Raw genomic sequence first — 20,925 nt, forward strand, 5'->3', positions numbered from 1 at the left:
TAGTAGATCTAACGTCGTGAATCTTCAACCGTAGCTGAGGTTGTCATAAAGGTGTCTTCCTCCGCCCCGGTTAACAGGCGCATATTGTCAAACGCCCAGGCTACGCCTTCCAGAAGGCGCTTTCGCCTCACTATGACGGCTTTTCAGGCTCGACGGGCAGCGTAAACCAGAACAGGCTGCCACCGCTTTTTCTGTTGCAGGCGCTCAACGTTCCGCCGTGGCGCTTGATGATATCGTCACTGATGGTCAGGCCCATGCCCATACCTTCCGCCTTGGTGGTATAAAACGAATCAAATATCTTGCCGATAACATCCTCGCTCAGGCCAGTCCCGTTGTCCGCCACTTCAAAGCGCACCAGATCGGCAGAAGGATTAAAAGAAGTGAGACGCAGAACGCGAGAGCCGACATTGTCTGCCATTGCGTCAATGCCATTCATTACCAGATTCAGTAAAACCTGCTGGATCTGGACGCGTTCACAAAATATATGATCGTTATCGGCCCGCAGATCGAGTTCAAGGGCAATGAACCTGCGTTCAAGCTCCAGCCGGGACAGGGAGAGGATATCCAGTGCCAGCATATGAAGCCTGTCATGCGTAAATTTTGAGACCTGATTGCGGGTGAGGGCCTGCAATCCGCGAATAATATTCCCCGCCCGGCTGCCTTCCCTGATGATCTCTTCAATGCTCTCCCGCGCCTTTTCAAGCTGTAGCGGGTCCCGCTTCAGCCAGCGCAGGCTCGCGCCGGCATTGGTCACGATAGACATCAGCGGCTGATTAATTTCATGGGCAATGGAGGAGGTAAGCTGCCCTACCGTAGTGGCGCGCGATACCCGAGCCAGATCGGCCTGGGCAATACGGACGGCATCTTCAGACATGCGCTGGTGGGTAATATCCGTCAGCGTACCAAAGTATTCCTGCGTCTCCGGCCAGCTGTCTACCGGTTCACCAATGCCCTTAATATAGCGACACTCTCCATCTGACCGGATAATACGGAACTCCGCCTGCATATTGCTGCCTTTGCGCACGCTTGTTTCAATCAGCTCTCTGAGCGAGGGAATGTCATCAGGATGTACCCGGCTCTGGAATTCCGCCATTGAGGTGCTGGTCTGTTCGTCCGGCAGGCCCATGATGCGCTTGTACTCATCGGATATCAGCTGAATATCGGGTTCCAGATGCCAGTGCCAGGTGCCGGTATGGCTGATTTTTTCACCAAGCATCAGCGATGTCTGGCTGGCCCGGAGCTGTTTTTCCACCCGCCGGCGCTGTATGTTCTCATCCAGAAGCTCGGCATACAGACGCGCGGTCTCAAGCGAGACGGCTGCCTGGGCGCCCAGCATAGAGACAATCCTTGAATGCTCTGCGGTAAATACATCCGGTATCAGACGGTTTTCAAGGTATAACACGCCAACCATCTGCGCCTGCTTAAACATCGGCACACACATCACCGCCGCGCCCGAGGCGACCAGATAGTGATCCTGACTGAAGGGACTGAAAACCTCTGGCTTGCCGGTCCGGATTTCCTGCCCGGTGCGGATAACAGCCGTCAGCACGGAGAGAGGCAGATCGGTCGCAAGCGGCGTCTCTTTGACCACTTTCACCTTGATGCCCTCAGCGTTGGTTGTGGCCCGCGCCTGGATTTCAGGGATGTTGCCATCAATTAAACGGATCAGCAGGCAGTGCTGCGCGCCGGCCCGTTCAACAAGCATCACCATCAGAATATTGATCAGCCGATCCAGATTGATCTCTTCCGTCAGGGCGCGGATGGCGGTCACCATACTCTGTAGATCGCTTATCAATGCGTTCTGCTTGAAGCTGATGGTATTCAGTGCCGTCTCCTTGCTCTGGGTGACCAGATGAGGATAGAGGGCTTCAAGCTGGCGCAGCCTGGCTCCCGCTCCCCACAGCTCCCAGGCATTCATGGCGCCCCTGATATAGGCATCGGCCGCAAACTTCAGGCCGCTGGCGGCAGCAAACCGGGCAGCCAGCTCACAGGCCAGCCCGTGAATATGATGAAACTGTCCCTCACGCGAGAGCGTCATGGCGGTTTCATACTGCTCCGCAGCCCGGGCCGCTTTCCCCTCCAGCCGTAAAAGCTCCGCCTGCAGCAGCGCCTCCTTATCAGAAAATGTCTTCGCATTCTCGGTGCACCATACCGCGATTTTTCCCGCGTGCTTCATAAAGCGGCTGCGCACTTCTGAGCTGAACTGCTTTTTCGTTAAGGGAATGGATAAAGCAAGCGCGCTGTAGAGATGAAAGTCGAGCAGATGGATATGTCCCGGAATAGATTCGGTCAGCGGGGCCGCGTCGGTGAAATAACGCCCGGCAGCGATATATTCACCGGCAAAAAAATGCGCCATGCCCTTATAGAGCAGTGACCAGAACTGCATCAGGAACAGCGGCTCCACCGCCTTTACCGGTGCCGAAGGATCAAGTGCGGGCGGCATAAAATCGTCCCCCGTAAACGGGCCGATCCCCGGGCGTCTCAGAAACAGAACGTAATCGCGCTGCATCTGCAGAATGGCTTCCACATCCCGGTACTGCGCCTTACGTACGTAGGTCAACCCGCGTTCGATTGAGGTTTGTACGCCATCAAGATGATCCCCGCGCGCCAGATAATTCATGATGATATGGCGAAGCGCCAGGCAGGCTGAAGTGCGATCGCCATTTTCCACGGCGACATCGAACGTGGCCTTTGCACGTTCAATCGCATAGGTCAGTGGCATCGTCCAGATGCTGACCTGATCCAGCGGCAGAAGCGTGCGCGCCTTATAGCTGGCAAAGTCATATTTATAGACAAGCTGCCGCGCCAGCAACGTGCTGGCAAAGCCTCTGCTGTATTCATCGTAATGATCGCCACAGAGGACGCCATACCATGACAGGGCAAAGGTTGAGGCGCCGGTCATCCCCCTGGCCATCGTCAGATGAAGCAGTTTGCAGAGGATCATAAACTGCAGCCGGGGATTGATGAACGCCGCGAAGATACTGGCGCTGGCCATCAGGTTCATGATGGCCTCAGTGTGACGGCAGGTGACCAGCGGCAGCGATCTGAACCGGGCATAGGGGTTCTTACCGACATCTTCCTTAAGAATTATTCTTGCGGCATCGCACTCTTCTTTATCCGGGTTGCGGCTAAGCTGGATACCAAACACCGCAAGCCAGGCAACCGCCGTTTCAAGCGCCAGCTGTCCGTCAGACTGCCGCATATGGATTTCGGCCAGCAGGCAGGCCGCAACGGCTTTATCCGTCAGCTCGCCTGGCGCACTAAGTAAGGTGGAACAGAGTTCAAACGCGGTTGTGAGATTACCGTTCAGAAACTCACATTCCGCTTCTTCGAGTAAAAGCTCAAAATTTTCATTAGCGTTGATCTGCGCATTGAGATTATGGGCGGTTTGCAGAAAGCGCAGCGAGGAGACGTAGTCACCGGTGAGCTTTGCCCGCTTTGTGGCCTGGAGGATGAGATCGCAAAATTGCGCTGCCTCCGCCAGGATCAGCGATACATTTTTTACTGAGGCGATATGGTGGACGGCCCTGAATAAGGGATCGTGGTTAACCGTTTCCTTCGCCATTCCAGCAAGCTGGTGAGCCGCCTGGCAGTGCAGCACATCTTTTTCATCGGCGGAAATAAGATCGAGCGCCGCCTCATGCATTCTGTCGTGCATAAAAGCGTATTCATCGCCGGAAAGCGTAATAAGCCGGGCCGTGACGGCGGGGGCCAGCAGGACTTTGATCTTACCAACCGGTATCGCGAGTATCTTACTGAGCAGCAGTAACTCGCCTGAACCACCAAGGCAGGCGACCTGCCCTAACAGGTTGCGGACAGCGGGCGGCAAAGTCTGGAGCTGTTGCAGTACGCCAGAGGTGACGTTTTCAGCGTAGTGACACACTTTAAGGGCGTTACGGTCATATACCCATTTTGCCATGTGATGCGTTATCAGCCCGTCCCGGACAGCCTGACGGTAAAACTCATGGGTAAACAGCGGATTGCCATCCGTCTTCTCATGGATCAGCTGGGCAAGTTCCGTGGTGGCTGATGAGCGGGTATGAAACAGGCCAGCCAGCCAGCGCGCAATATTTTTTACCGACAGCGGCTCCGGGATAATAGTGACCCTGCGCGCCGCCGCCGAGCAGATGTTAGCCAGATTTGTTGCGACAACAGGACAGGGTAAAGAGAGCGGGTCCCGATGCGAGATGATCAACAGCAGAGGAATATCTTCACTCAGGTTGAGCAGGTTTTGTAGCAGCTGAAGCGTTGCCCGATCGGCCCAGTGGACGTCATCGATTAATATCACCAGCGGCCTGCCGGGTGCCGTAAACGCTTTTACCAGACTACAGGCCATGACGTTGAACTTGTCGCGGACGTCAAGCGCGCAGGCGTCGAAAGGCAGCTTCGCTTTCCGGTCGAGCAGCACGCCCAGCTCCGGCACAAGGCTCACCGCAAAGCCCGCGTAGTCCCCCAGTATCCGGGTAATGTGCAGCTTCCAGCGCGCCATATCGCCAGAAGGCAGCCCCAGCAGATGAAGGGCCAGAGCGCGAAAGGCTGAGGTAAAGATCGCGTACGGCAGCACGGGAGAGTGCTGGTCCGCCTTTACGACGGTCAGTAACGCTTTTTTCTGCTGGAGGACTTTTACCGAGGAGGCGATAAGCGAAGATTTCCCCGTCCCCTGCGCACCGCAGATCGCCACCAGCGCGTGCTTTCCGCTGCTGAAAACGTCCTCGTAAGCGGCCAGAACATCAACGACCTGAGGATGATCGGCGTAAAGCGCATCGGAGACCAGCCCGGCAGGCTGGCTATCCTGCAACCCCAGCGCAAAAACGTCGAGGTTTCCATCCGGCATCAGGTTTGACTGGCAGCGGCAGAGATCGGCCAGCAGACCTTCCGCCGTCTGATACCGGGCTTCGGGGGGCTTCGCTAAAAGACGCAGGATAATGGAAGAGAGAACAACCGGCACATCCTTACGCAGTAAATGGGGCGGCTCCGGCTCCGAGGCGATATGATGATGTACCCATTCCGCGTGCCCCTCCTCTGCATGACCAAACGGCAGCTTGCCGGTGAGCAGCTCATACAAGACAATCCCGAGGCTGTAGAGATCGCTCAGGTTGCTGATGCGATGAGGCGTGCGCGAGGTATGTTCAGGCGACATATAGGCCAGCGTCCCCCCGGTTACCGGCAGGCGGTTCTGCTGCTGCGCGTCAGAGGCGACCGTCGCCAGCCCAAATCCACCCAGCCGAAACTCCCCCCCATCGGCAAAATAAAAATTGGCAGGTTTGACGTCGCCGTGCACTATCCCCTGCTGATGCATCAGGCTGAGCGCGCTACAGAGCATCACTGCCCTGTTGAGAAAGTCGTGGATGGATTCCGGTGGCAGAAACAGCGAATCGGCAAGCGTCCTGTAGTTAAATGCCGGATACATCAGCGCGTAGCGACCATGATAATAGGTGTGCCGGATCGGTTTTACAGACCACTTTTCGGACAGCTTATCCCGCAGCGAAAGTTCGTTTTTCAGTAACTGGGTGACGTGAAAAACGGCGTCTTCACTGGCGGCCGTCGCCAGAACAAACGTCTCACCGGAGGCACCGTGCCGGCCCAGCAACCACTCAATATTCCCTTCCTGTGCCAGCGGCGTCATGACGACCTCCTCCGACAGCAAAAAATCCTCGGTTTCAGCAGACAGCAGCGTCAGGGGGATGGAGCTCATTAGTGGGCCTCTCTCGAGGAAAGTTCCAGACGGATATAGTCAAACAACGTATCAATTTCGATCGGTTTTCGCAAAAAAGCGATCGCGCCCAGGCTGATAGCATATTGCAGCATAGTCTCATCGCCGTTACCGGAAATGATAATACCCGGCGGGTTTTGAAGCCGCCGGGTCAGTTCGGTAAAAAGCTCAAACCCGCTCATGCCTTTCAGGTGAACATCGATGATAAACAGCGCAGCGTTAGCCATCGCGCTGTCGTCACTGAGCAGCGTTTCCCCCGACTCGAAAACCAGCGTTGAGTAGCCCTCGGACTGGATTAAGTTACTGAGCCCATTACGAACGGAACGTTCGTCATCAACGACGACAATACGCCTCGGCAACGTCATACTGTTATCCTTTGATCATGCTCACGCTGACGTGAGAGGCTTCCTTAGGAAGGTTTATCACCTGAAGGCGGGGGCGTGCCGCTAATTTTAGGTACGCACTCGTGGCGGAACCAGGCCATCGTAACAGGCTGGCGCTTAATCAGTCTCTTACATAGCGGAATAATTTGTTCGCCAATCAGCATACCAAACAGCCCCAGCAGCGCAATGATGGGCGGTGCGGGAGAATTAACGTCGATCATGGCGTAAACCACGCCGGCCAGGATGCCGGTTGCCAGCGCAATAATATAGGATTTCAACATGTTCAGCCCACCCTGCCAGCAGCAGAGAATGGTGCGGTGGCCCAGGCGCTCAACTCAATATGCTTTGTTTGCAGGGCCGCCGTGGCGTCTTGCATAAAGTGGGTACTGAGCTGGCTGCCGATAATCATGCCCAGCAGGCCCACCAGCGCAATGGCAGGGGGCGCTGGCGAACGCACGTTCAACAGGGCGTACATCAGACCAATCAGTACACCTGCGCCCAGAGAAATCAGTAAAGGACTCATCGGGATCCTCCCGTCAGAAGTCAGTGCAGGCCAGCACCTCAGGCACCGGCCTGCAAAGGCAGTTAGCGTGCCGAAACCGGCGCCAGGGTCTTGTGCTCGCTCTTCTGACGTGAAGGCGCTTTGTGCACCATGGTGTAGGCATAATCAACGCCGATACCGTAAGCGCCTGAATGCTCTTTCGCGATATCCATCACCGCGTTGTAGGTATCTTTATGTGCCCAGTCACGCTGCCACTCCAGCATAACCTGCTGCCAGGTCACCGGGATCACGCCAGCCTGAATCATACGCTGCATCGCGTAATCGTGGGCTTCTTTAGTGGTGCCGCCTGAGGCGTCCGCGACCATATAGATTTCGTAATCACCTTCCAGCATGGCGCACAGTGCGAAGCTGTTATTACAGACTTCGGTCCACAGACCAGACACGACAACTTTCTTCTTACCGTTGGCTGCCAGCGCATCACGGACTTTCTGGTCATCCCATGAGTTCATAGAAGTACGCTCCAGGATGTCCTGACCTGGGAAGACATCCAGCAGCTCCGGGAAGGTGTTGCCAGAGAAACTCTCCGTTTCCACGGTGGTCAGCACGGTTGGGATGTTGAAGACTTTCGCGGCTTTTGCCAGCGCCACAACGTTGTTTTTCAGCACCTGGCGATCGATTGACTGCACGCCAAACGCCATCTGCGGCTGCTGGTCAATAAAGATAATCTGGCAGTTTTCTGGCGTCAGTACTTCAAGTTTCTTGTTGGTCATGATTGTGCCCTAGAGGTGAGTGTTGCTGAGTTCCGGGTGATGTCACGCCGGAAATAAAGCGACAGCAGCCGGGCAACTGACGCAGAAGATGCGCGTTCGTCAGACCAGCGGTCACTGTCTGAGCGCAGTGTAAGAGGCTTTCTTTTGGCCGACTATTATCTCTGTGTATAACTATACGTATGTATACCTATACGTTCGTATACCTATCCATTTGTATAACTAGACGCTCTTTCCCCCTCCTGACCATAATCTCGCCATTTCCACACCCTTGCACTTCTTGCAGGGCTGTTCTCTGTCCGCGGCCACCGTGCCCGATGCGGGCATCTCTTCTTCAGGAGGTTCTATGGTTATCCTTGGTAAAGCTGACGTCATTTTAACGAATGGCAGGATTCATACTGTCGATCGCGAGCAACCGGTAGCGGACGCTGTGGCGATCCGCGATGGAAAATTTATTGAAGTTGGCAGCCTCGCTGACGTTATGCAGCACCATTGTGAGGGCACTAAGGTTATTGATCTGAAAGGCCACACTGCGGTTCCTGGTCTCAATGACTCCCACCTTCACCTGATCCGGGGCGGCCTGAACTATAACCTTGAACTGCGCTGGGAAGGCGTGCCTTCAGTGGCGGACGCGCTGCGCATGCTGAAAGATCAGGCGCTGCGTACGCCTTCTCCTCAGTGGGTGCGCGTGGTCGGCGGCTGGACCGAGTTCCAGTTTGCCGAACGCCGGATGCCAACGCTGGACGAAATTAACGAAGCGGCACCGGATACGCCAGTGTTCGTTCTGCACCTCTACGATCGCGCCCTGCTTAACCGCGCAGCGCTGAAAGTGGTGGGCTATACCAAAGATACCCCTAACCCGCCGGGCGGCGAGATCCAGCGCGACAGCAACGGCAACCCGACCGGCCTGCTTATCGCGCGTCCCAACGCGATGATCCTTTACTCCACGCTGGCGAAAGGCCCGACGCTCCCGCTGGAGCAGCAGGTTAACTCGACGCGCCAGTTTATGCGTGAGCTGAACCGCCTTGGCCTGACCAGCGCCATTGATGCGGGCGGCGGCTTCCAGAACTACCCGGAAGATTACGAGGTGATTGCCGAACTGCATGAGAAGAAGCAGATGACCATCCGCATCGCCTACAACCTCTTTACCCAGCGCCCGGGACACGAGCTGGAAGATTTTGAGAAGTGGACCGATATGCTGACGCCGGGCCAGGGAAGCGATTATTTCCGCCACAATGGTGCAGGCGAAATGCTGGTCTTCTCGGCGGCAGACTTTGAAGACTTCCTGGAGCCGCGTCCCGATCTGGCGCCGGGCATGGAGGATGAACTGGAGCGCGTGGTACGCCATCTGGTCGAACACCGCTGGCCGTTCCGCCTGCACGCCACCTATGACGAGTCGATCAGCCGCATGCTGGATGTCTTCGAAAAGGTGAACCGCGATATTCCGTTCAACGGCCTGCACTGGTTCTTTGACCACGCTGAAACCGTGACCCAGCGTAATATTGACCGCATTAAAGAGTTGGGCGGCGGCATCGCCGTACAGCACCGTATGGCGTTCCAGGGCGAATACTTTGCCGAACGTTACGGCATTGAAGCGACCCGCCATACCCCACCTGTTGCCCGGATGCTGGAAACTGGCGTTCCGGTCGGTCTGGGAACGGATGCTACCCGCGTCGCCAGCTACAACCCGTGGACGGCTCTCTACTGGCTGGTCTCGGGCCGTACCGTTGGCGGAATGCAGATGTATGACGTGAATGCGCGCCTCGATCGCGAAACGGCCCTGATGCTCTGGACCCAGGGCAGCGCTTGGTTCTCCAGCGAGCAGGGGAAAAAAGGGCAGATCAAAGCCGGTCAGCTTGCCGACCTGGCGATCCTGAGCAAAGACTACTTCAGCGTGCCTGAAGAAGAGATCAAAGGCATCGAGTCGGTGCTGACCCTCGTAAACGGCGACATTGTTTACGCCGCGGGCTCGTTCAGCGCTGAAGCGCCGCCGTCAATTCCGGTTCTGCCGGACTGGTCACCGGTCGTGAAGTATCCCGGCCATTACCGCAGCGCGCCGCCAACCGCCGCCAGCCGCGTCGGTATGATGCCTCAGGTTCACCACTGTAGCGGTCCGTGCGGCGTGCATAATCATTCGCACGATGTTGCCCGCGGTTCTGATGTCCCTGTATCCGAAGATAACGCCTTCTGGGGCGCGCTCGGCTGCAGCTGCTTTGCGTTCTGACATGATGAAGAACTCGTTCTCTCAGCCGCCCCGCATCAATGCGGGGCTGTTCTTCCTGCGCCTGACCGGCAGCCTGCTCTTGCTTCATGTGCACGGCCTGCCCAAGGTATTCCATTTCAGCGAAGAACTGACGCGTATCGAGGATCCTTTCGGCCTCGGTCCCTATATGAGCCTGCTGCCGGCCATTTTTGCCGAAGTGATTTGTCCGGTGTTTATTATTCTTGGCGTGGGCACCCGACTCGCCTGTCTGCCGGTTATCGGCGTCCTGCTGGTGGCGATGGTCTTTGTGCATCCGGGCTGGAGTATCGCCGAAGGTCAGTTTGGCTGGCTGCTGCTGATCGTCTTCGGCACCTTAGCCATTACCGGACCGGGGAACTGGCGCATCGGAGCGTCACGCCAGCGTGAGGTACGTTATGGCGCAGGTTAATGATATTCAGGAAGTGGCTCAGGAAGAGGCGACGGCGGCGCCCGCCACGGGCGCTTCGCCATGGCAGCCGCTGCGCCAGCCGATCTTCCGCATGCTCTGGATCGCCACGGTGGTCTCAAACATCGGTTCATGGATGAACGATGTTGGCGTTAACTGGACCATGCTGACGCTCAGTTCCGATCCGCTGAGCGTGGCGCTGGTGCAGGCCGCCAGCAGTCTGCCCATGTTTCTGTTTGCCCTGCCCTCTGGGGTGATGGCCGATATTATCGATCGCCGCAAGTACCTGCTCTTTTCTCAGCTGTGGGTATTTATCGCCGCGACCGGGCTGGCCGTGCTTTCCTTCACGGGTCACGTCACACCGCTGATATTGCTGATTGCCGCGTTTCTGCTCAGTACAGGCATGGCGATGAGCTCTCCGCCATTTCAGGCTATCGTGCCCGATCTGGTCAGTAAGGAAGAGCTCGGGCCGGCCATTGCGCTTAATTCGCTGGGTATCAATATCAGTCGGGCGATCGGTCCGGCGTTGGGGGGATTGATCCTCTCGTTTGTCGGCCCCTGGATGGTCTTCATGCTGAACGCGATCTCCGTGCTGGGCGTCGCCTGGGTGCTATACCGCTGGAAAGCCGAACCGAATGTACAGCGGCTGCCGCCAGAGCATTTTTTCTCTGCGGTGCGGTCGGGGCTGCGCTACGTTCATGCGGCTCCGGTGCTGCGCAACGTGCTGGTACGTACCGTCGCCTTCTTCGTGTTCGGCAGCGCCGGATGGGCGCTTCTGCCGCTGGTGGCACGGCGCGAGCTGGGCTTAGGCCCGGGCGGCTATGGCATCATGCTTGCCTTTATTGGCGTCGGCGCGATCTGTGGTGCGGTTATGCTGCCGGGACTGCGCAGGCGTTTTAATCCCGACCGCCTGATGGTGCTGGCCAGCCTGATGTTTGCCCTGACCATGCTGGCGCTGGCGTTTGTCCGCAACGTCTGGCTGCTTAACGCGTTTGAGTTCTTTACCGGCTTTTCGTGGATTGCCGTACTTTCCACCCTCAACCTCGGTGCGCAGCGCAGCGCGGCAAAATGGGTGAAAGCGCGCGCGCTGGCGGTTTACCTGACCGTGTTCTTCGGTTCGATGACCGTGGGCAGCGCCGTCTGGGGGCAGCTCGCCTCGCACTATGGCATTGCCGTTTCGCTTTGTGTGGCAACGATCGGCATGGTTCTCGCCTGCGTGGCCACCCGCCGCTGGCAGCTCGATAAAGATCCGGATCTCAATCTGGACGTCAGCAATGTCAGTACGCCCGTTCCTGTACTGGACATTCACCATGACCGCGGCCCCGTCATGGTGAGCTATGAATACCTGATTCGCCAGGAAGATGCCCACGACTTCACCGTTTGCATGCAGGACATGCGCCGGGTACGCCGACGTGGAGGGGCCATAAACTGGTCAGTTTACGAAGATATTCTGCAACCTGGCATTTTCGTTGAGGCGTTCGTCGTCGGTTCATGGATGGAATATATGCGTCAACTGGAACGCTACACCATGAACGATCAGAAAATTCAGAACCGTATTTATGCGTTTCATCAGGACGAAAGTCTGCCGCAGGTACGCTATCTGGTCGCTCCTGTTTAAATCACAACACTCACTTTTACTGACAACTATAAGGTAAACACCATGAGCACAATTAAAACCGCTGACGGCACCACTATTTATTTCAAAGACTGGGGCGCAGGCAAGCCTGTGCTGTTCAGCCACGGCTGGCCGCTGGACGCCGACATGTGGGACAGCCAGCTGAACTTTCTGGCCGAGCGTGGCTATCGCGTAATCGCTTTCGATCGCCGCGGTTTTGGCCGCTCCGATCAGCCGTGGACAGGCTATGACTACGATACCTTTGCCTCAGACATCAACGACCTGATCACCAGCCTTGACCTGCAGGATGTGACGCTGGTGGGCTTCTCCATGGGCGGCGGCGATGTGACGCGCTACATTGGCCGTTACGGCAGCGCGCGCGTGGCGGGCCTCGTTCTGCTGGGTGCCGTTACGCCTATCTTTGGCAAGGCGGAAGACTACCCGCAGGGCGTTGACGCTTCGGTCTTCACCGGTATTCAGGATGGATTACGTAAAGACCGCGCGCAGTTTATCAGCGATTTCGCCGCGCCCTTCTACGGCACCAATGCGGGCCAGACGGTATCGGAAGGCGTGCTGACCCAGACGCTGAACATCGCGCTGATGGCATCGCTGAAAGGCACGCTGGAGTGCGTTTCCGCCTTCTCGCAGACGGACTTCCGCCCGGATATGGCAAAAATTGACGTGCCAACGCTGGTTATTCACGGCAGCAATGACCAAATCGTTCCGTTTGAAACAACGGGCAAAGTGGCCGCAGAAATGATCGAAGGCGCTGAGCTGAAGGTTTATGACAATGCGCCACACGGGTTTGCCGTCACGCATCAGGATCAGCTGAACGAAGATCTGCTGACCTTCCTGAAAGCGCTCTGAGCGCGGCCCTGATAAAAACAGCAGCCGGGACAGGTCCGCCTGAGTAAAAGGCGGGCTGGAGGAGAAGGATCTCCGGAAAACCTGCTTTGCCGGCGCCTGAAAAGTGCCGGTTTTTTTACATAACAAAGCGCCGGCATAAGCCAGCGCTGATACAGCATTTTCTGTTAGCGGGTCGGACGATTAACCTCAACCGGACGCAGATCAAACAGCAGGACCTCAGCGTCTTTACCGGCACTGAAGCTCAGTTCACGCTCGTTGCGTACCCGCGCGCCGTCACCGGCTTTAAAGGTTACGCCGTTCACCGTGACTTCGCCGCGAGCGACATGGATATAAGCATAACGCTCTTCATCCAGCGTAAAGGTTTGCTGCTCCCCGCCGTCAAACAGGCCGGCATAGATACGGACATCCTGACGGACGCTGAGCGCGTTACCTTCTCCCTGTGGAGAGACGATAAGCCGCAGCTGACCGCGCTTTTCACTGTCAGGCACCGACACCTGCTGATAGCGCGGCGGGGTATCTTTTTCTGACGGCACAATCCAGATTTGCAGAAAATGGACGCCTTCAGACTGCGAGTTATTAAATTCGCTGTGCGTCACCCCACTTCCCGCGCTCATCAGCTGAACGTCGCCGGGAACGATGGCTGAGCCGGTGCCCATGGAATCTTTGTGCGCCAGTTCACCTTCAAGCACGTAGGAGATGATCTCCATATTGTTGTGCGGATGAGCGCCAAAACCGCGTGAGGCCGCCACCCGATCGTCATTAATGACCAGCAAGTCGGAGAATCCTGCCTGCTCTGGATCCCGGTAGCCTGCAAACGAGAAAGTGTGGCGTGAATGCAACCAGCCGTGATCGCCGAGCCCGCGTTCCTGAGACAGCCTTTGTTCGATCATGATGTGCTCCTGGATAGTGTCTGTTCAATGAGGTGAAGTGCGTTTGCCCTTCCGATGAACAAAGATTACAAGTAAACTGTATTGCCCGGCAATGACCTGAAAAAGCAATCACTGTCACATTTTGGTGGACAATATGCAGCTTGAAGATCTGAGGATTTATACGGCGGTCGTCAGCGCCGGTAATTTTACCGCCGCAGCGGAGCAACTGATGCTGTCAAAGCAGTATGTCAGCCGCCGCATGGCCGCCCTGGAAGCTTCACTTGGGGCCCGTCTGCTTATCCGTAATACCCGAAAACTGTCGGTGACCGATGCCGGTCAGCTCTTTGCCCGTCATGCCCAGCGAATTCTGGAGGAAGTTTTTGAGGCTGAGCAGGCCGTCACCGAGCGGCGCAAGGAACTGCAGGGAACATTCCGCCTCAGTATGCCGATGTCGTTCGGCATGAACCCGCTTTCTCCCCTGATCTCCGCTTTCCTGGCACAACATCCGGCCATTCAGCTACAGGTGGAGCTGGCAGATCGCTACGTGGACGTTATCGGGGAGGGGTTTGATATGGCTATCCGCATCGGTAGCCTCAGCGATTCAAGCCTGATAGCAAGAAGCCTGGGCACCCTCAGGCGCGTTATCTGTGCCAGCCCGGCCTACCTTGAGCGCAGGGGCGTACCGCTTCATCCGGACGATTTGCAACAGCATGCCTGCCTGCGTTTCGGGCGTGAAGGGCAGTTTGGCTGGGAACTTAACGTCGACGGAAAACGTAAAATCACCAGCGTGCAGGGGCCGGTAATGAGCAATAACGGCGAGGTGCTGGCTGATGCGGCGATAGCGGGGCTGGGTCTGGTATTACTGCCGGAGTTTATCGTGGGGAGTGCGATTGCGCAGGGCAAGCTTATCAGCGTGATGGATGCATATCACCCTGAAAGCCTGCCGCTCAGCGCGGTCTATCCGCAGCACCGGCAACGCAGTGAAATTACCCGTTCGCTGCTGGATTTCCTGAAAGAGAGTCCTGCTTTCAGCACTCAACCGGTTGCGAAAAAATGAAGAAGCCAGCTTACGCCACGATTTTTGCCCCCTGTTGTAAAAGGGACAGAGTGAGGTTGCGAACATCGGCTTCACTACGGGAACCCGACCGCGCATAATTAGAGTGGATGAAGGGATAGCCTGTCTTCAGAGGGCGAGATAACGAGCTGCGCAGGCAGCATCCTGCCCTGATGCAGCTATAACTCTGGCGACGATTTTGGTATTCTTACCGGCCTGATAACCGAAAAGTGACGTTATGGAATCCTGGTATTTACTTTATTGCAAACGAGGTCAACTGCTTCGCGCCAAGGAACATCTTGAGCGCCAGATGGTGCATTGCCTCAGTCCGATGATTGCATTAGAGAAACTGGTACGCGGTAAGCGCACCCAGGTCAGCGAGCCGCTTTTCCCCAATTATCTGTTTATCGAGTTTGATCCCGAAGCGATCCATACCACCACTATCAGCGCGACGCGCGGCGTCAGCCATTTCGTGCGTTTTGGCGCCCAGCCGGCCACGGTTCCACAGGATGTGATAACAGCGCTACAGACGCAGCCGACAGAGACGCTGTGCGATCCCGGACTGCCTAAGCCGGGAGACAAAGTGCTGATTACCGAAGGGGCCTTTGAGGGCCTTAACGCCATCTTTAGCGAGCCGGATGGCGAGGCGCGCTCCATGCTGCTGCTGAACCTGCTTAACAAACAAATCATGCGTAGCGTGGATAATAAGCAGTTCCAGAAGCTCTGACGTCTCTCTGCGCTGGCCCTGAAAGCTTAGGCATGAGCAGCCAGTCTGAACAACTCCCGTGCGTTTCGATCGCACTGCCTGGCGAGCTCGCCCGCGTCTTCTCCACGCAGCGCGGCAACCTGTTGCACGATATGCGGCAGGAAGCAGGGTTCGTTACGCCGTGAGGCGGGACGGGGACGCATATCGCGGGGCAGAAGATAAGGCGCATCGGTTTCCAGCAGCAGGCGGTCAGCAGGAATCAGCGGCATCAGCTCGCGCAGTTCAAGTCCACGACGCTCGTCACATACCCAGCCCGTAATTCCCACATAGAGTCCGGCGGCCAGACAGGCTTCCAGCTCCTCTTTCGTGCCGGTAAAGCAGTGCAGTACCGCGCCGGATAACGCCGGGAGCCATGGCGTGAGAACCGACAGAAAGCGTTCGTGCGCTTCCCGGCAGTGAAGGAAAACGGGAAGTCCCACTTCTGCCGCCAGCGCCAGCTGGGCATTGAAAGCATAGGCCTGCTGCTCGGGTTCAGAGACGTTGCGGTTAAAGTCCAGCCCGCACTCGCCTATCGCCACCACCTGATCGCTTTCCGCCAGGCGCTTCAGCGTCGCTGCCGTTTCAGAGGACCATTCACTCGCATGATGGGGATGCACGCCCGCGGTCGACCAGCAGTAGCCGGGACGGCGGGCGGCCAGACTCTGCGCCTGCTGGCTCTCCAGCGCGTTGGTGCCGGTGATCAGCAGGCCCGTAATGCCCGCCTCTCTGGCACGTTTAACGACCTGGTCACGATCTTTTGCAAACTGCGTACTCGTCAGATTAACGCCAATATCAAACATAGGATTTTCCAAACGGTAACCGCCCTGACGGGCGGTTATTTTTTACTTCAGCTGAACGCGAGGCAACAGATCTAGTCCGATCCACTTTCCTCCTGCACATCGTCCCGACGCCGTTTACCCACATAAAAGCGTGAGCAGAACAGACCTACTTCAAACAGACAGTACATGGGGATCGCCAGCAGCGTCTGCGACAAGACGTCAGGGGGCGTTAACACCATGCCGACCACAAAAGCGCCCACCAGGACATAAGGACGCTTTTTCTTCAGATCTTCCGGGGAAGTGACGCCTGTCCAGCACAGCAGGACGATGGCAATAGGCACCTCAAACGACACGCCGAAGGCCATAAATAACGCCATCACAAAGTCGAGGTAGTTATTGATATCAGTCGCTATCAATACGCCCTGCGGTGCCGTTTTGGCAAAGAAACTGAACGCCAGCGGGAAGACAATAAAGTAGGCGAAAGCCATGCCCGTATAGAATAGGAATGAACTGGAAAAGAGCAGCGGCATAACCAGCTTGCGTTCATGCTGGTAGAGCGCGGGCGCCACAAATGCCCATACCTGATAGAGAATGAGCGGGACGGCCAGAAAGACCGAGACAATCATCGTCAGCTTTATCGGCGTAAAAAACGGCGATGCCACGTCGGTCGCAATCATGCTTGCCCCGGCGGGTAGCTGACTGATGAGCGGCGCGGAAACCAACTGGTAAATATCGTTGGAGAAGTAGGCCAGACATAAAAAGATCGCTATTACCGCGATAATACAGTTCAGCAACCGCTTACGGAGCTCAATCAAATGACTGATAAGCGGTTGGGTATCTTCAACAGCCATGTTTATCGTTCATCGCTCGGTTGGGGGGTGGATGCAGGCGCCCGGCCCGACAGCGCTGGCGCATCGCTCTTCGCGGCTGCGGAAGACGCGGATGCCGGACCTGTCGTCCTGGAGGGCTGCGCTCTGTCGGCAGGTTCAGTCACCGCGCCTTGCGCCTCAGCGGGCTGAGCCGTGGTAACCGGCTCAGGGCTCAGGGGCATTGACGCAGCTGGCTTTCGCGCTTCGGAAGCGTTGGCGGTTGCAAGCGACTCCGCGCCGCCGGACGGTGAAACGGTAGGTTTCACCCCTTCCTCAGCCGTTTCCGGTGACTGGGCCACCGCGCTGGCCTGATGATCGGCCTCAGCAGGGGTTACGCCCTCATGAGAATCTTCAGGGTTTTTCACCAGCGGATTATGGATTGTCCAGGCTTCATCATCGGCTTTTTCATTGTCGCCCAGGTAAGAGCGCTTCATCGCTTCAGCCGACTCTTTCAGCTCATCCACGGAGGCCTGAAGTTCGGGAGAGAAGCTGTTCTTGCTCGCCTCCTCCACTTTTTTCAGGCTATCCTGAAGCTCCTGGAGCTTCAGCTCCTGAGCCAGCTCATTCTGAACGCTGGAAGCCAGCGAGCGCATCGCTCTGATCCAGCCGACAACAGTTCTTACCGCCACCGGCAAACGCTGGGGGCCAAGCACAACCAGCCCAATCACGAAAACCAATATCAGTTCACTAAAACCAATGTCGAACACGGCTTACACCTTGTCTTTTTTGACGTCTTCTTTCTTTGCTTCTGTCCGCTGCTCGTCAGTCAGACTTGCACTGAAATCCGCATCTTTTGCGTGATCTTTCTCTTTCTCTTTCTCGTTTTCATCGCCCATGGCTTTTTTGAAGCCCTTGATCGAAGAACCCAGATCGGAGCCCAGAGTACGCAATTTGTTGGTGCCGAACAGAAGAACAACGATTACGGCAATAATTAATAATTGCCAGATACTGATGCCGCCCATTTTATGCCTCTACTAAGTTGTAAAATCCGTTTGCATTATATAACAGCGCAAGGTGCGCTGACGATGAACAAAACCTAACCAGATGTCTCTTTTTCCTTCAGGTCACTCAGTCCGTTTTGCGCCAGCCGATAAGCCAGGTCACGATGCCGCCGGCAATCATGGCGGCGGAAAAGAGATCCCATTCCGGCCGGGTGAGCAGGATCGCCGTGCCCGCCAGCAGTAAACTGGCTCCAACGCCAAACAGATAGCGGGACTGATGGTGCCGGACGCGCTCGCTTTTCAGATCGCGGGTTAGTTTATCCACGCTATGTTGCAAATGTTTGTGCTGACGGAGGCTGTCGTAAAAAAGTTCCGGCAGCTCCGGCAGCTTCTCGGCCCAGAAAGGCGCCTTCTCTTTCAGCGCCCTGACGATAGCGGGAATGCCGATCTGGTCTTTGATCCAGTCTTCCAGGAACGGTTTTGCCGTTTTCCAGAGGTCCAGTTGTGGATAGAGCTGACGTCCCACCCCTTCCACGTACAGCAGCGTTTTTTGCAGAAGAACCAGCTGTGGCTGCACTTCCATATTGAAGCGACGCGCCGTATTGAACAGGTTGAGCAGAACATGGCCGAAGGAGATCTCCGCTAGCGGCTTTTCAAAGATAGGTTCACAGACGGTGCGGATAGCGAATTCGAAATCTTCCACGTTCGTATCCGGTGGAACCCAGCCGGAGTCGACGTGCAGTTCGGCGACCTTACGGTAATCGCGGTTGAAGAAGGCGATGAAGTTTTCCGCCAGATAGCGCTTATCTTCTTTATTAAGCGATCCCACGATGCCGCAATCGATGCCGATATACTGCGGATCTTCCGGATGATCGTAGCTGACGAAGATATTACCCGGATGCATATCCGCATGGAAAAAGCTGTCGCGGAACACCTGGGTGAAAAAGACCTGCACGCCGCGCTCAGCAAGCAGCTTCATGTTCACGCCGTGCTGCTCAAGCGCCACCACGTCAGAGATAGGAATGCCGTAAATCCGCTCCATCACCAGCATGGTTTCGCTACAGTAATCGGAGAAAATTTCCGGTACGTAGAGCATTGCACTGTTATCAAAATTGCGGCGCAGCTGGATAGCGTTGGCGGCTTCGCGCAGCAGGTTCAGCTCGTCAATCAGCGTTTTTTCATAGTCGGCCACCACTTCCTGCGGGCGCAGACGACGTCCATCCGGCAGCAGGCGTGGTACCCAGCGCGCCATACGGTTAATCAGCAGCATGTCAGCTTTGATCACCGGCAAAATATCAGGCCGGATTACTTTGATGACGACTTCACGGCCATTTTCCTTCAGCGTGGCGGTATGCACCTGAGCAATAGACGCAGAGGCCAGCGGCTTAATATCAAAATGATCGAAAAGCGTCTCTACCGGGCAGCCGAGCGACAGCTCAATCTGCTGCTTCGCCAGCACGCCGTCAAAAGGCGGTACGCGATCCTGTAGCATCGCCAGCTGATCGGCAATTTGCGGTGGAAAGAGATCGCGACGCGTTGACATCATCTGACCAAACTTAATCCAGACCGGCCCGAGCTGCTCTAATGCCAGACGCAGGCGTTCACCGAAGGGCTGATCCTTATGACGGTTCGGCATCCAGAACAGGCACTTCCGCCACATGCGGGGCAGCAGCGTCAGGCGCGTTTTAGGAATGAGTTCATCAAGCCCGTAGCTGAGGAAAATGCGGGTGATAAAATAGAGGCGACGTAGCTCTCCAGGGCTCATTTGGCCTCCAGCTTGTTCAGACGGGCTTCAAGTGCAGCAAAATCACGCTCAACGGCGTCCACTTCTTCAGCAAACCAGGCCAGCTCCAGCGCGCCCGGCGCCACGCGCCACTCTTCGGTCAGCGCCTGACCGAGATAGCTTTGCTTACGTTCAAGATCGCGACGGATAAAGCTGAAGCCGCGGCGGGCAAACTGGCCCACGCCATGGGCGATGATATCTCCCGTCCAGGGGGCCAGATACTCCGCCGGATCAAGCTCGGCCAGGTCGATCAGCGCTGAAAACTGCTGCACGACCTGGAGATCCCCTTCCACTTCCAGCTCTCCACTGCGGATCAGGCTGGTCAGCCGCTGACGATCGCGTAACTGAGACAGCGTCGCCAGGCGGGCTTTTACCGTACAGTCCGGCACGTCGCTCCACTCCGCGAGCACGTCCGCCTGCTTCTCGCTAAATACCAGGGTGAGGGGCTGCTTCAGTTCCGTCAGCACAATCGACAGGCTTTTGCCATTCAGGCGCTGGCGCGCCGCCTTCAGGCTGCGATCGCGGTACAGAATCTGATTCAGCGCCGTTTCCAGCCCGGCAGTTAACAGCGGCGTAAAGGTCATTCGCTTTCCTGTTTAAAACTTGAACCCACGGTGGAGCGCTACGATGCCACCGGTAAGATTGTAGTAAGAGGTGTTTTCAAAACCGACATCCACCATCATCTGCTTAAGCGTTTCCTGATCCGGATGCATACGGATGGACTCGGCGAGATAACGATAGCTTTCAGCGTCTTTTGCAACCAGCTCGCCAATGCGCGGCAGGATGTGGAAAGAGTAAGCGTCATAGGCTTTGTTCAGCGGTTCGAGAAGCGGTTTGGAAAATTCCAGTACCAGCAGGCGACCGCCCGGCTTCAGCACGCGAAACATAGAGGCGATAGCCTTATCTTTATCGGTGACGTTGCGCAGGCCAAAAGCGATAGTGATACAGTCAAAATGGTTATCGGGGAAAGGCAGAGCTTCCGCGTTTGCCTGCACATAGCTAACGTTGCCGATGATGCCGATATTACGCAGCTTTTCGCGGCCCACTTTCAGCATTGAGCTGTTGATATCCGCCAGTACCACTTCGCCGGTTTCGCCGACCAGACGGGAGAATTTTGCGGTGAGATCGCCCGTTCCGCCTGCCAGATCCAGCACCCGCTGTCCACGACGGACGCCGCTACAGTCGATAGTGAAACGTTTCCAGATGCGGTGAATACCAAATGACATCAGATCGTTCATCAGATCATATTTGGCCGCGACGGAGTGGAAAACGTCAGCAACCATTTCGGCCTTGTCGCTCTTCGCTACGGTGCGAAAGCCAAAATGGGTGGTGTCCTTTGATTCATCTGCCATTTATTTTGCCTGCTCTACAATCAATAATCCGTCAAGTG

18 protein-coding genes and 1 pseudogene are annotated in these 20,925 nt (G+C 56.3%); 6 read left to right on the top strand and 13 right to left on the bottom strand.

Annotated features, from left to right (window positions below):
- Window positions 1–130 precede the first annotated feature (130 nt).
- The 5 genes from AAH446_RS18880 to AAH446_RS18900 form a co-directional block, all read right to left on the bottom strand.
- A complete protein-coding gene (locus AAH446_RS18880; protein ID WP_342908224.1) occupies window positions 131–5,695 on the bottom strand; it encodes a trifunctional serine/threonine-protein kinase/ATP-binding protein/sensor histidine kinase in 5,565 nt (1,854 codons plus the stop codon).
- Window positions 5,695–6,078, bottom strand: coding sequence for a response regulator (locus AAH446_RS18885; protein ID WP_342908225.1), 384 nt, complete (start codon window positions 6,076–6,078; stop codon window positions 5,695–5,697). Before AAH446_RS18885 ends, AAH446_RS18880 begins: the two co-directional genes overlap by 1 nt.
- A gap of 44 nt (window positions 6,079–6,122) precedes the next feature.
- On the bottom strand, window positions 6,123–6,377 hold the full coding sequence (locus AAH446_RS18890; protein WP_342908226.1) for a XapX domain-containing protein: 255 nt from the start codon (window positions 6,375–6,377) through the stop codon (window positions 6,123–6,125).
- Window positions 6,378–6,379: 2 nt separating this feature from the next.
- Entirely contained in the window at window positions 6,380–6,619 is a 240-nt protein-coding gene (locus AAH446_RS18895; RefSeq protein ID WP_342908227.1) for a DUF1427 family protein, read from the bottom strand.
- Window positions 6,620–6,681: 62 nt separating this feature from the next.
- Window positions 6,682–7,368, bottom strand: coding sequence for a hydrolase (locus AAH446_RS18900; protein ID WP_342908228.1), 687 nt, complete (start codon window positions 7,366–7,368; stop codon window positions 6,682–6,684).
- Between the two features lie 343 nt (window positions 7,369–7,711).
- On the opposite strand from AAH446_RS18900, the gene AAH446_RS18905 reads away from it, so the two are divergent.
- The 4 genes from AAH446_RS18905 to AAH446_RS18920 are packed head-to-tail and all read left to right on the top strand — an operon-like array spanning window position 7,712 to window position 12,495.
- Window positions 7,712–9,589 (top strand): amidohydrolase, encoded by a 1,878-nt coding sequence (locus tag AAH446_RS18905; protein ID WP_342908229.1) that lies wholly within the window; start codon window positions 7,712–7,714, stop codon window positions 9,587–9,589.
- Between the two features lie 4 nt (window positions 9,590–9,593).
- Window positions 9,594–10,016, top strand: coding sequence for a DoxX family protein (locus AAH446_RS18910; RefSeq protein ID WP_463322839.1), 423 nt, complete (start codon window positions 9,594–9,596; stop codon window positions 10,014–10,016).
- Entirely contained in the window at window positions 10,003–11,631 is a 1,629-nt protein-coding gene (locus tag AAH446_RS18915; protein ID WP_342908231.1) for an MFS transporter, read from the top strand. The genes AAH446_RS18910 and AAH446_RS18915 overlap by 14 nt, the downstream gene beginning before the upstream one ends.
- Window positions 11,632–11,673: 42 nt before the next feature.
- Window positions 11,674–12,495: an alpha/beta fold hydrolase gene (locus AAH446_RS18920; RefSeq protein ID WP_342908232.1), complete on the top strand. Its 822-nt coding sequence runs from the start codon at window positions 11,674–11,676 to the stop codon at window positions 12,493–12,495.
- Window positions 12,496–12,659: 164 nt separating this feature from the next.
- Here the strand turns inward: AAH446_RS18920 and AAH446_RS18925 are convergent, their stop codons facing one another.
- Window positions 12,660–13,385, bottom strand: coding sequence for a pirin family protein (locus AAH446_RS18925; RefSeq protein ID WP_342908233.1), 726 nt, complete (start codon window positions 13,383–13,385; stop codon window positions 12,660–12,662).
- Between the two features lie 133 nt (window positions 13,386–13,518).
- Here AAH446_RS18925 and AAH446_RS18930 point away from each other — a divergent pair, with 133 nt between their 5' ends.
- Together AAH446_RS18930 and rfaH are read left to right on the top strand one after the other, a co-directional pair.
- On the top strand, window positions 13,519–14,421 hold the full coding sequence (locus AAH446_RS18930; RefSeq protein ID WP_342908234.1) for a LysR family transcriptional regulator: 903 nt from the start codon (window positions 13,519–13,521) through the stop codon (window positions 14,419–14,421).
- Between the two features lie 235 nt (window positions 14,422–14,656).
- Entirely contained in the window at window positions 14,657–15,145 is a 489-nt protein-coding gene (gene rfaH, locus AAH446_RS18935; protein WP_342908235.1) for a transcription/translation regulatory transformer protein RfaH, read from the top strand.
- Window positions 15,146–15,171: 26 nt separating this feature from the next.
- Here rfaH and tatD read toward each other — a convergent pair whose 3' ends face one another.
- From tatD to ubiE, 7 genes and pseudogenes are all read right to left on the bottom strand, one after another.
- Window positions 15,172–15,963: a 3'-5' ssDNA/RNA exonuclease TatD gene (gene tatD, locus AAH446_RS18940; protein WP_342908236.1), complete on the bottom strand. Its 792-nt coding sequence runs from the start codon at window positions 15,961–15,963 to the stop codon at window positions 15,172–15,174.
- Between the two features lie 71 nt (window positions 15,964–16,034).
- A complete protein-coding gene (gene tatC / locus AAH446_RS18945) occupies window positions 16,035–16,793 on the bottom strand; it encodes a Sec-independent protein translocase subunit TatC (protein WP_342908237.1) in 759 nt (252 codons plus the stop codon).
- A gap of 263 nt (window positions 16,794–17,056) precedes the next feature.
- A pseudogene (gene tatB, locus AAH446_RS19815) lies at window positions 17,057–17,518 on the bottom strand (Sec-independent protein translocase protein TatB); the annotation flags it as partial.
- 3 nt (window positions 17,519–17,521) lie between these two features.
- The gene (gene tatA, locus AAH446_RS18955; RefSeq protein WP_342908239.1) at window positions 17,522–17,773 is read right to left on the bottom strand and encodes a twin-arginine translocase TatA/TatE family subunit; all 252 of its coding nucleotides are present in this window, start codon (window positions 17,771–17,773) and stop codon (window positions 17,522–17,524) included.
- A 106-nt stretch (window positions 17,774–17,879) separates the two neighbouring features.
- On the bottom strand, window positions 17,880–19,517 hold the full coding sequence (gene ubiB, locus AAH446_RS18960; protein WP_342908240.1) for a ubiquinone biosynthesis regulatory protein kinase UbiB: 1,638 nt from the start codon (window positions 19,515–19,517) through the stop codon (window positions 17,880–17,882).
- Window positions 19,514–20,119 carry a ubiquinone biosynthesis protein UbiJ gene (gene ubiJ, locus AAH446_RS18965; RefSeq protein ID WP_342908241.1) on the bottom strand — a complete coding sequence of 202 codons (606 nt, stop codon included), beginning with the start codon at window positions 20,117–20,119 and terminating at the stop codon, window positions 19,514–19,516. The genes ubiB and ubiJ overlap by 4 nt, the downstream gene beginning before the upstream one ends.
- Before the next feature lie 12 nt (window positions 20,120–20,131).
- Window positions 20,132–20,887: a bifunctional demethylmenaquinone methyltransferase/2-methoxy-6-polyprenyl-1,4-benzoquinol methylase UbiE gene (gene ubiE, locus AAH446_RS18970; protein WP_342908242.1), complete on the bottom strand. Its 756-nt coding sequence runs from the start codon at window positions 20,885–20,887 to the stop codon at window positions 20,132–20,134.
- Window positions 20,888–20,925: the final 38 nt, after the last annotated feature.

Source organism: Erwinia psychrophila, assembly GCF_039023475.1.
Taxonomy (GTDB): domain Bacteria; phylum Pseudomonadota; class Gammaproteobacteria; order Enterobacterales; family Enterobacteriaceae; genus Erwinia.

Coding starts and splice junctions, on each gene's coding strand:
- AAH446_RS18880 (WP_342908224.1), bottom strand. CDS start 5,695: ATGAGCTCCATCCCCCTGACGCTGCTGTCTGCTGAAACCGAGGATTTT.
- AAH446_RS18885 (WP_342908225.1), bottom strand. CDS start 6,078: ATGACGTTGCCGAGGCGTATTGTCGTCGTTGATGACGAACGTTCCGTT.
- AAH446_RS18890 (WP_342908226.1), bottom strand. CDS start 6,377: ATGTTGAAATCCTATATTATTGCGCTGGCAACCGGCATCCTGGCCGGC.
- AAH446_RS18895 (WP_342908227.1), bottom strand. CDS start 6,619: ATGAGTCCTTTACTGATTTCTCTGGGCGCAGGTGTACTGATTGGTCTG.
- AAH446_RS18900 (WP_342908228.1), bottom strand. CDS start 7,368: ATGACCAACAAGAAACTTGAAGTACTGACGCCAGAAAACTGCCAGATT.
- AAH446_RS18905 (WP_342908229.1), top strand. CDS start 7,712: ATGGTTATCCTTGGTAAAGCTGACGTCATTTTAACGAATGGCAGGATT.
- AAH446_RS18910 (WP_463322839.1), top strand. CDS start 9,594: ATGAAGAACTCGTTCTCTCAGCCGCCCCGCATCAATGCGGGGCTGTTC.
- AAH446_RS18915 (WP_342908231.1), top strand. CDS start 10,003: ATGGCGCAGGTTAATGATATTCAGGAAGTGGCTCAGGAAGAGGCGACG.
- AAH446_RS18920 (WP_342908232.1), top strand. CDS start 11,674: ATGAGCACAATTAAAACCGCTGACGGCACCACTATTTATTTCAAAGAC.
- AAH446_RS18925 (WP_342908233.1), bottom strand. CDS start 13,385: ATGATCGAACAAAGGCTGTCTCAGGAACGCGGGCTCGGCGATCACGGC.
- AAH446_RS18930 (WP_342908234.1), top strand. CDS start 13,519: ATGCAGCTTGAAGATCTGAGGATTTATACGGCGGTCGTCAGCGCCGGT.
- rfaH (WP_342908235.1), top strand. CDS start 14,657: ATGGAATCCTGGTATTTACTTTATTGCAAACGAGGTCAACTGCTTCGC.
- tatD (WP_342908236.1), bottom strand. CDS start 15,963: ATGTTTGATATTGGCGTTAATCTGACGAGTACGCAGTTTGCAAAAGAT.
- tatC (WP_342908237.1), bottom strand. CDS start 16,793: ATGGCTGTTGAAGATACCCAACCGCTTATCAGTCATTTGATTGAGCTC.
- tatA (WP_342908239.1), bottom strand. CDS start 17,773: ATGGGCGGCATCAGTATCTGGCAATTATTAATTATTGCCGTAATCGTT.
- ubiB (WP_342908240.1), bottom strand. CDS start 19,517: ATGAGCCCTGGAGAGCTACGTCGCCTCTATTTTATCACCCGCATTTTC.
- ubiJ (WP_342908241.1), bottom strand. CDS start 20,119: ATGACCTTTACGCCGCTGTTAACTGCCGGGCTGGAAACGGCGCTGAAT.
- ubiE (WP_342908242.1), bottom strand. CDS start 20,887: ATGGCAGATGAATCAAAGGACACCACCCATTTTGGCTTTCGCACCGTA.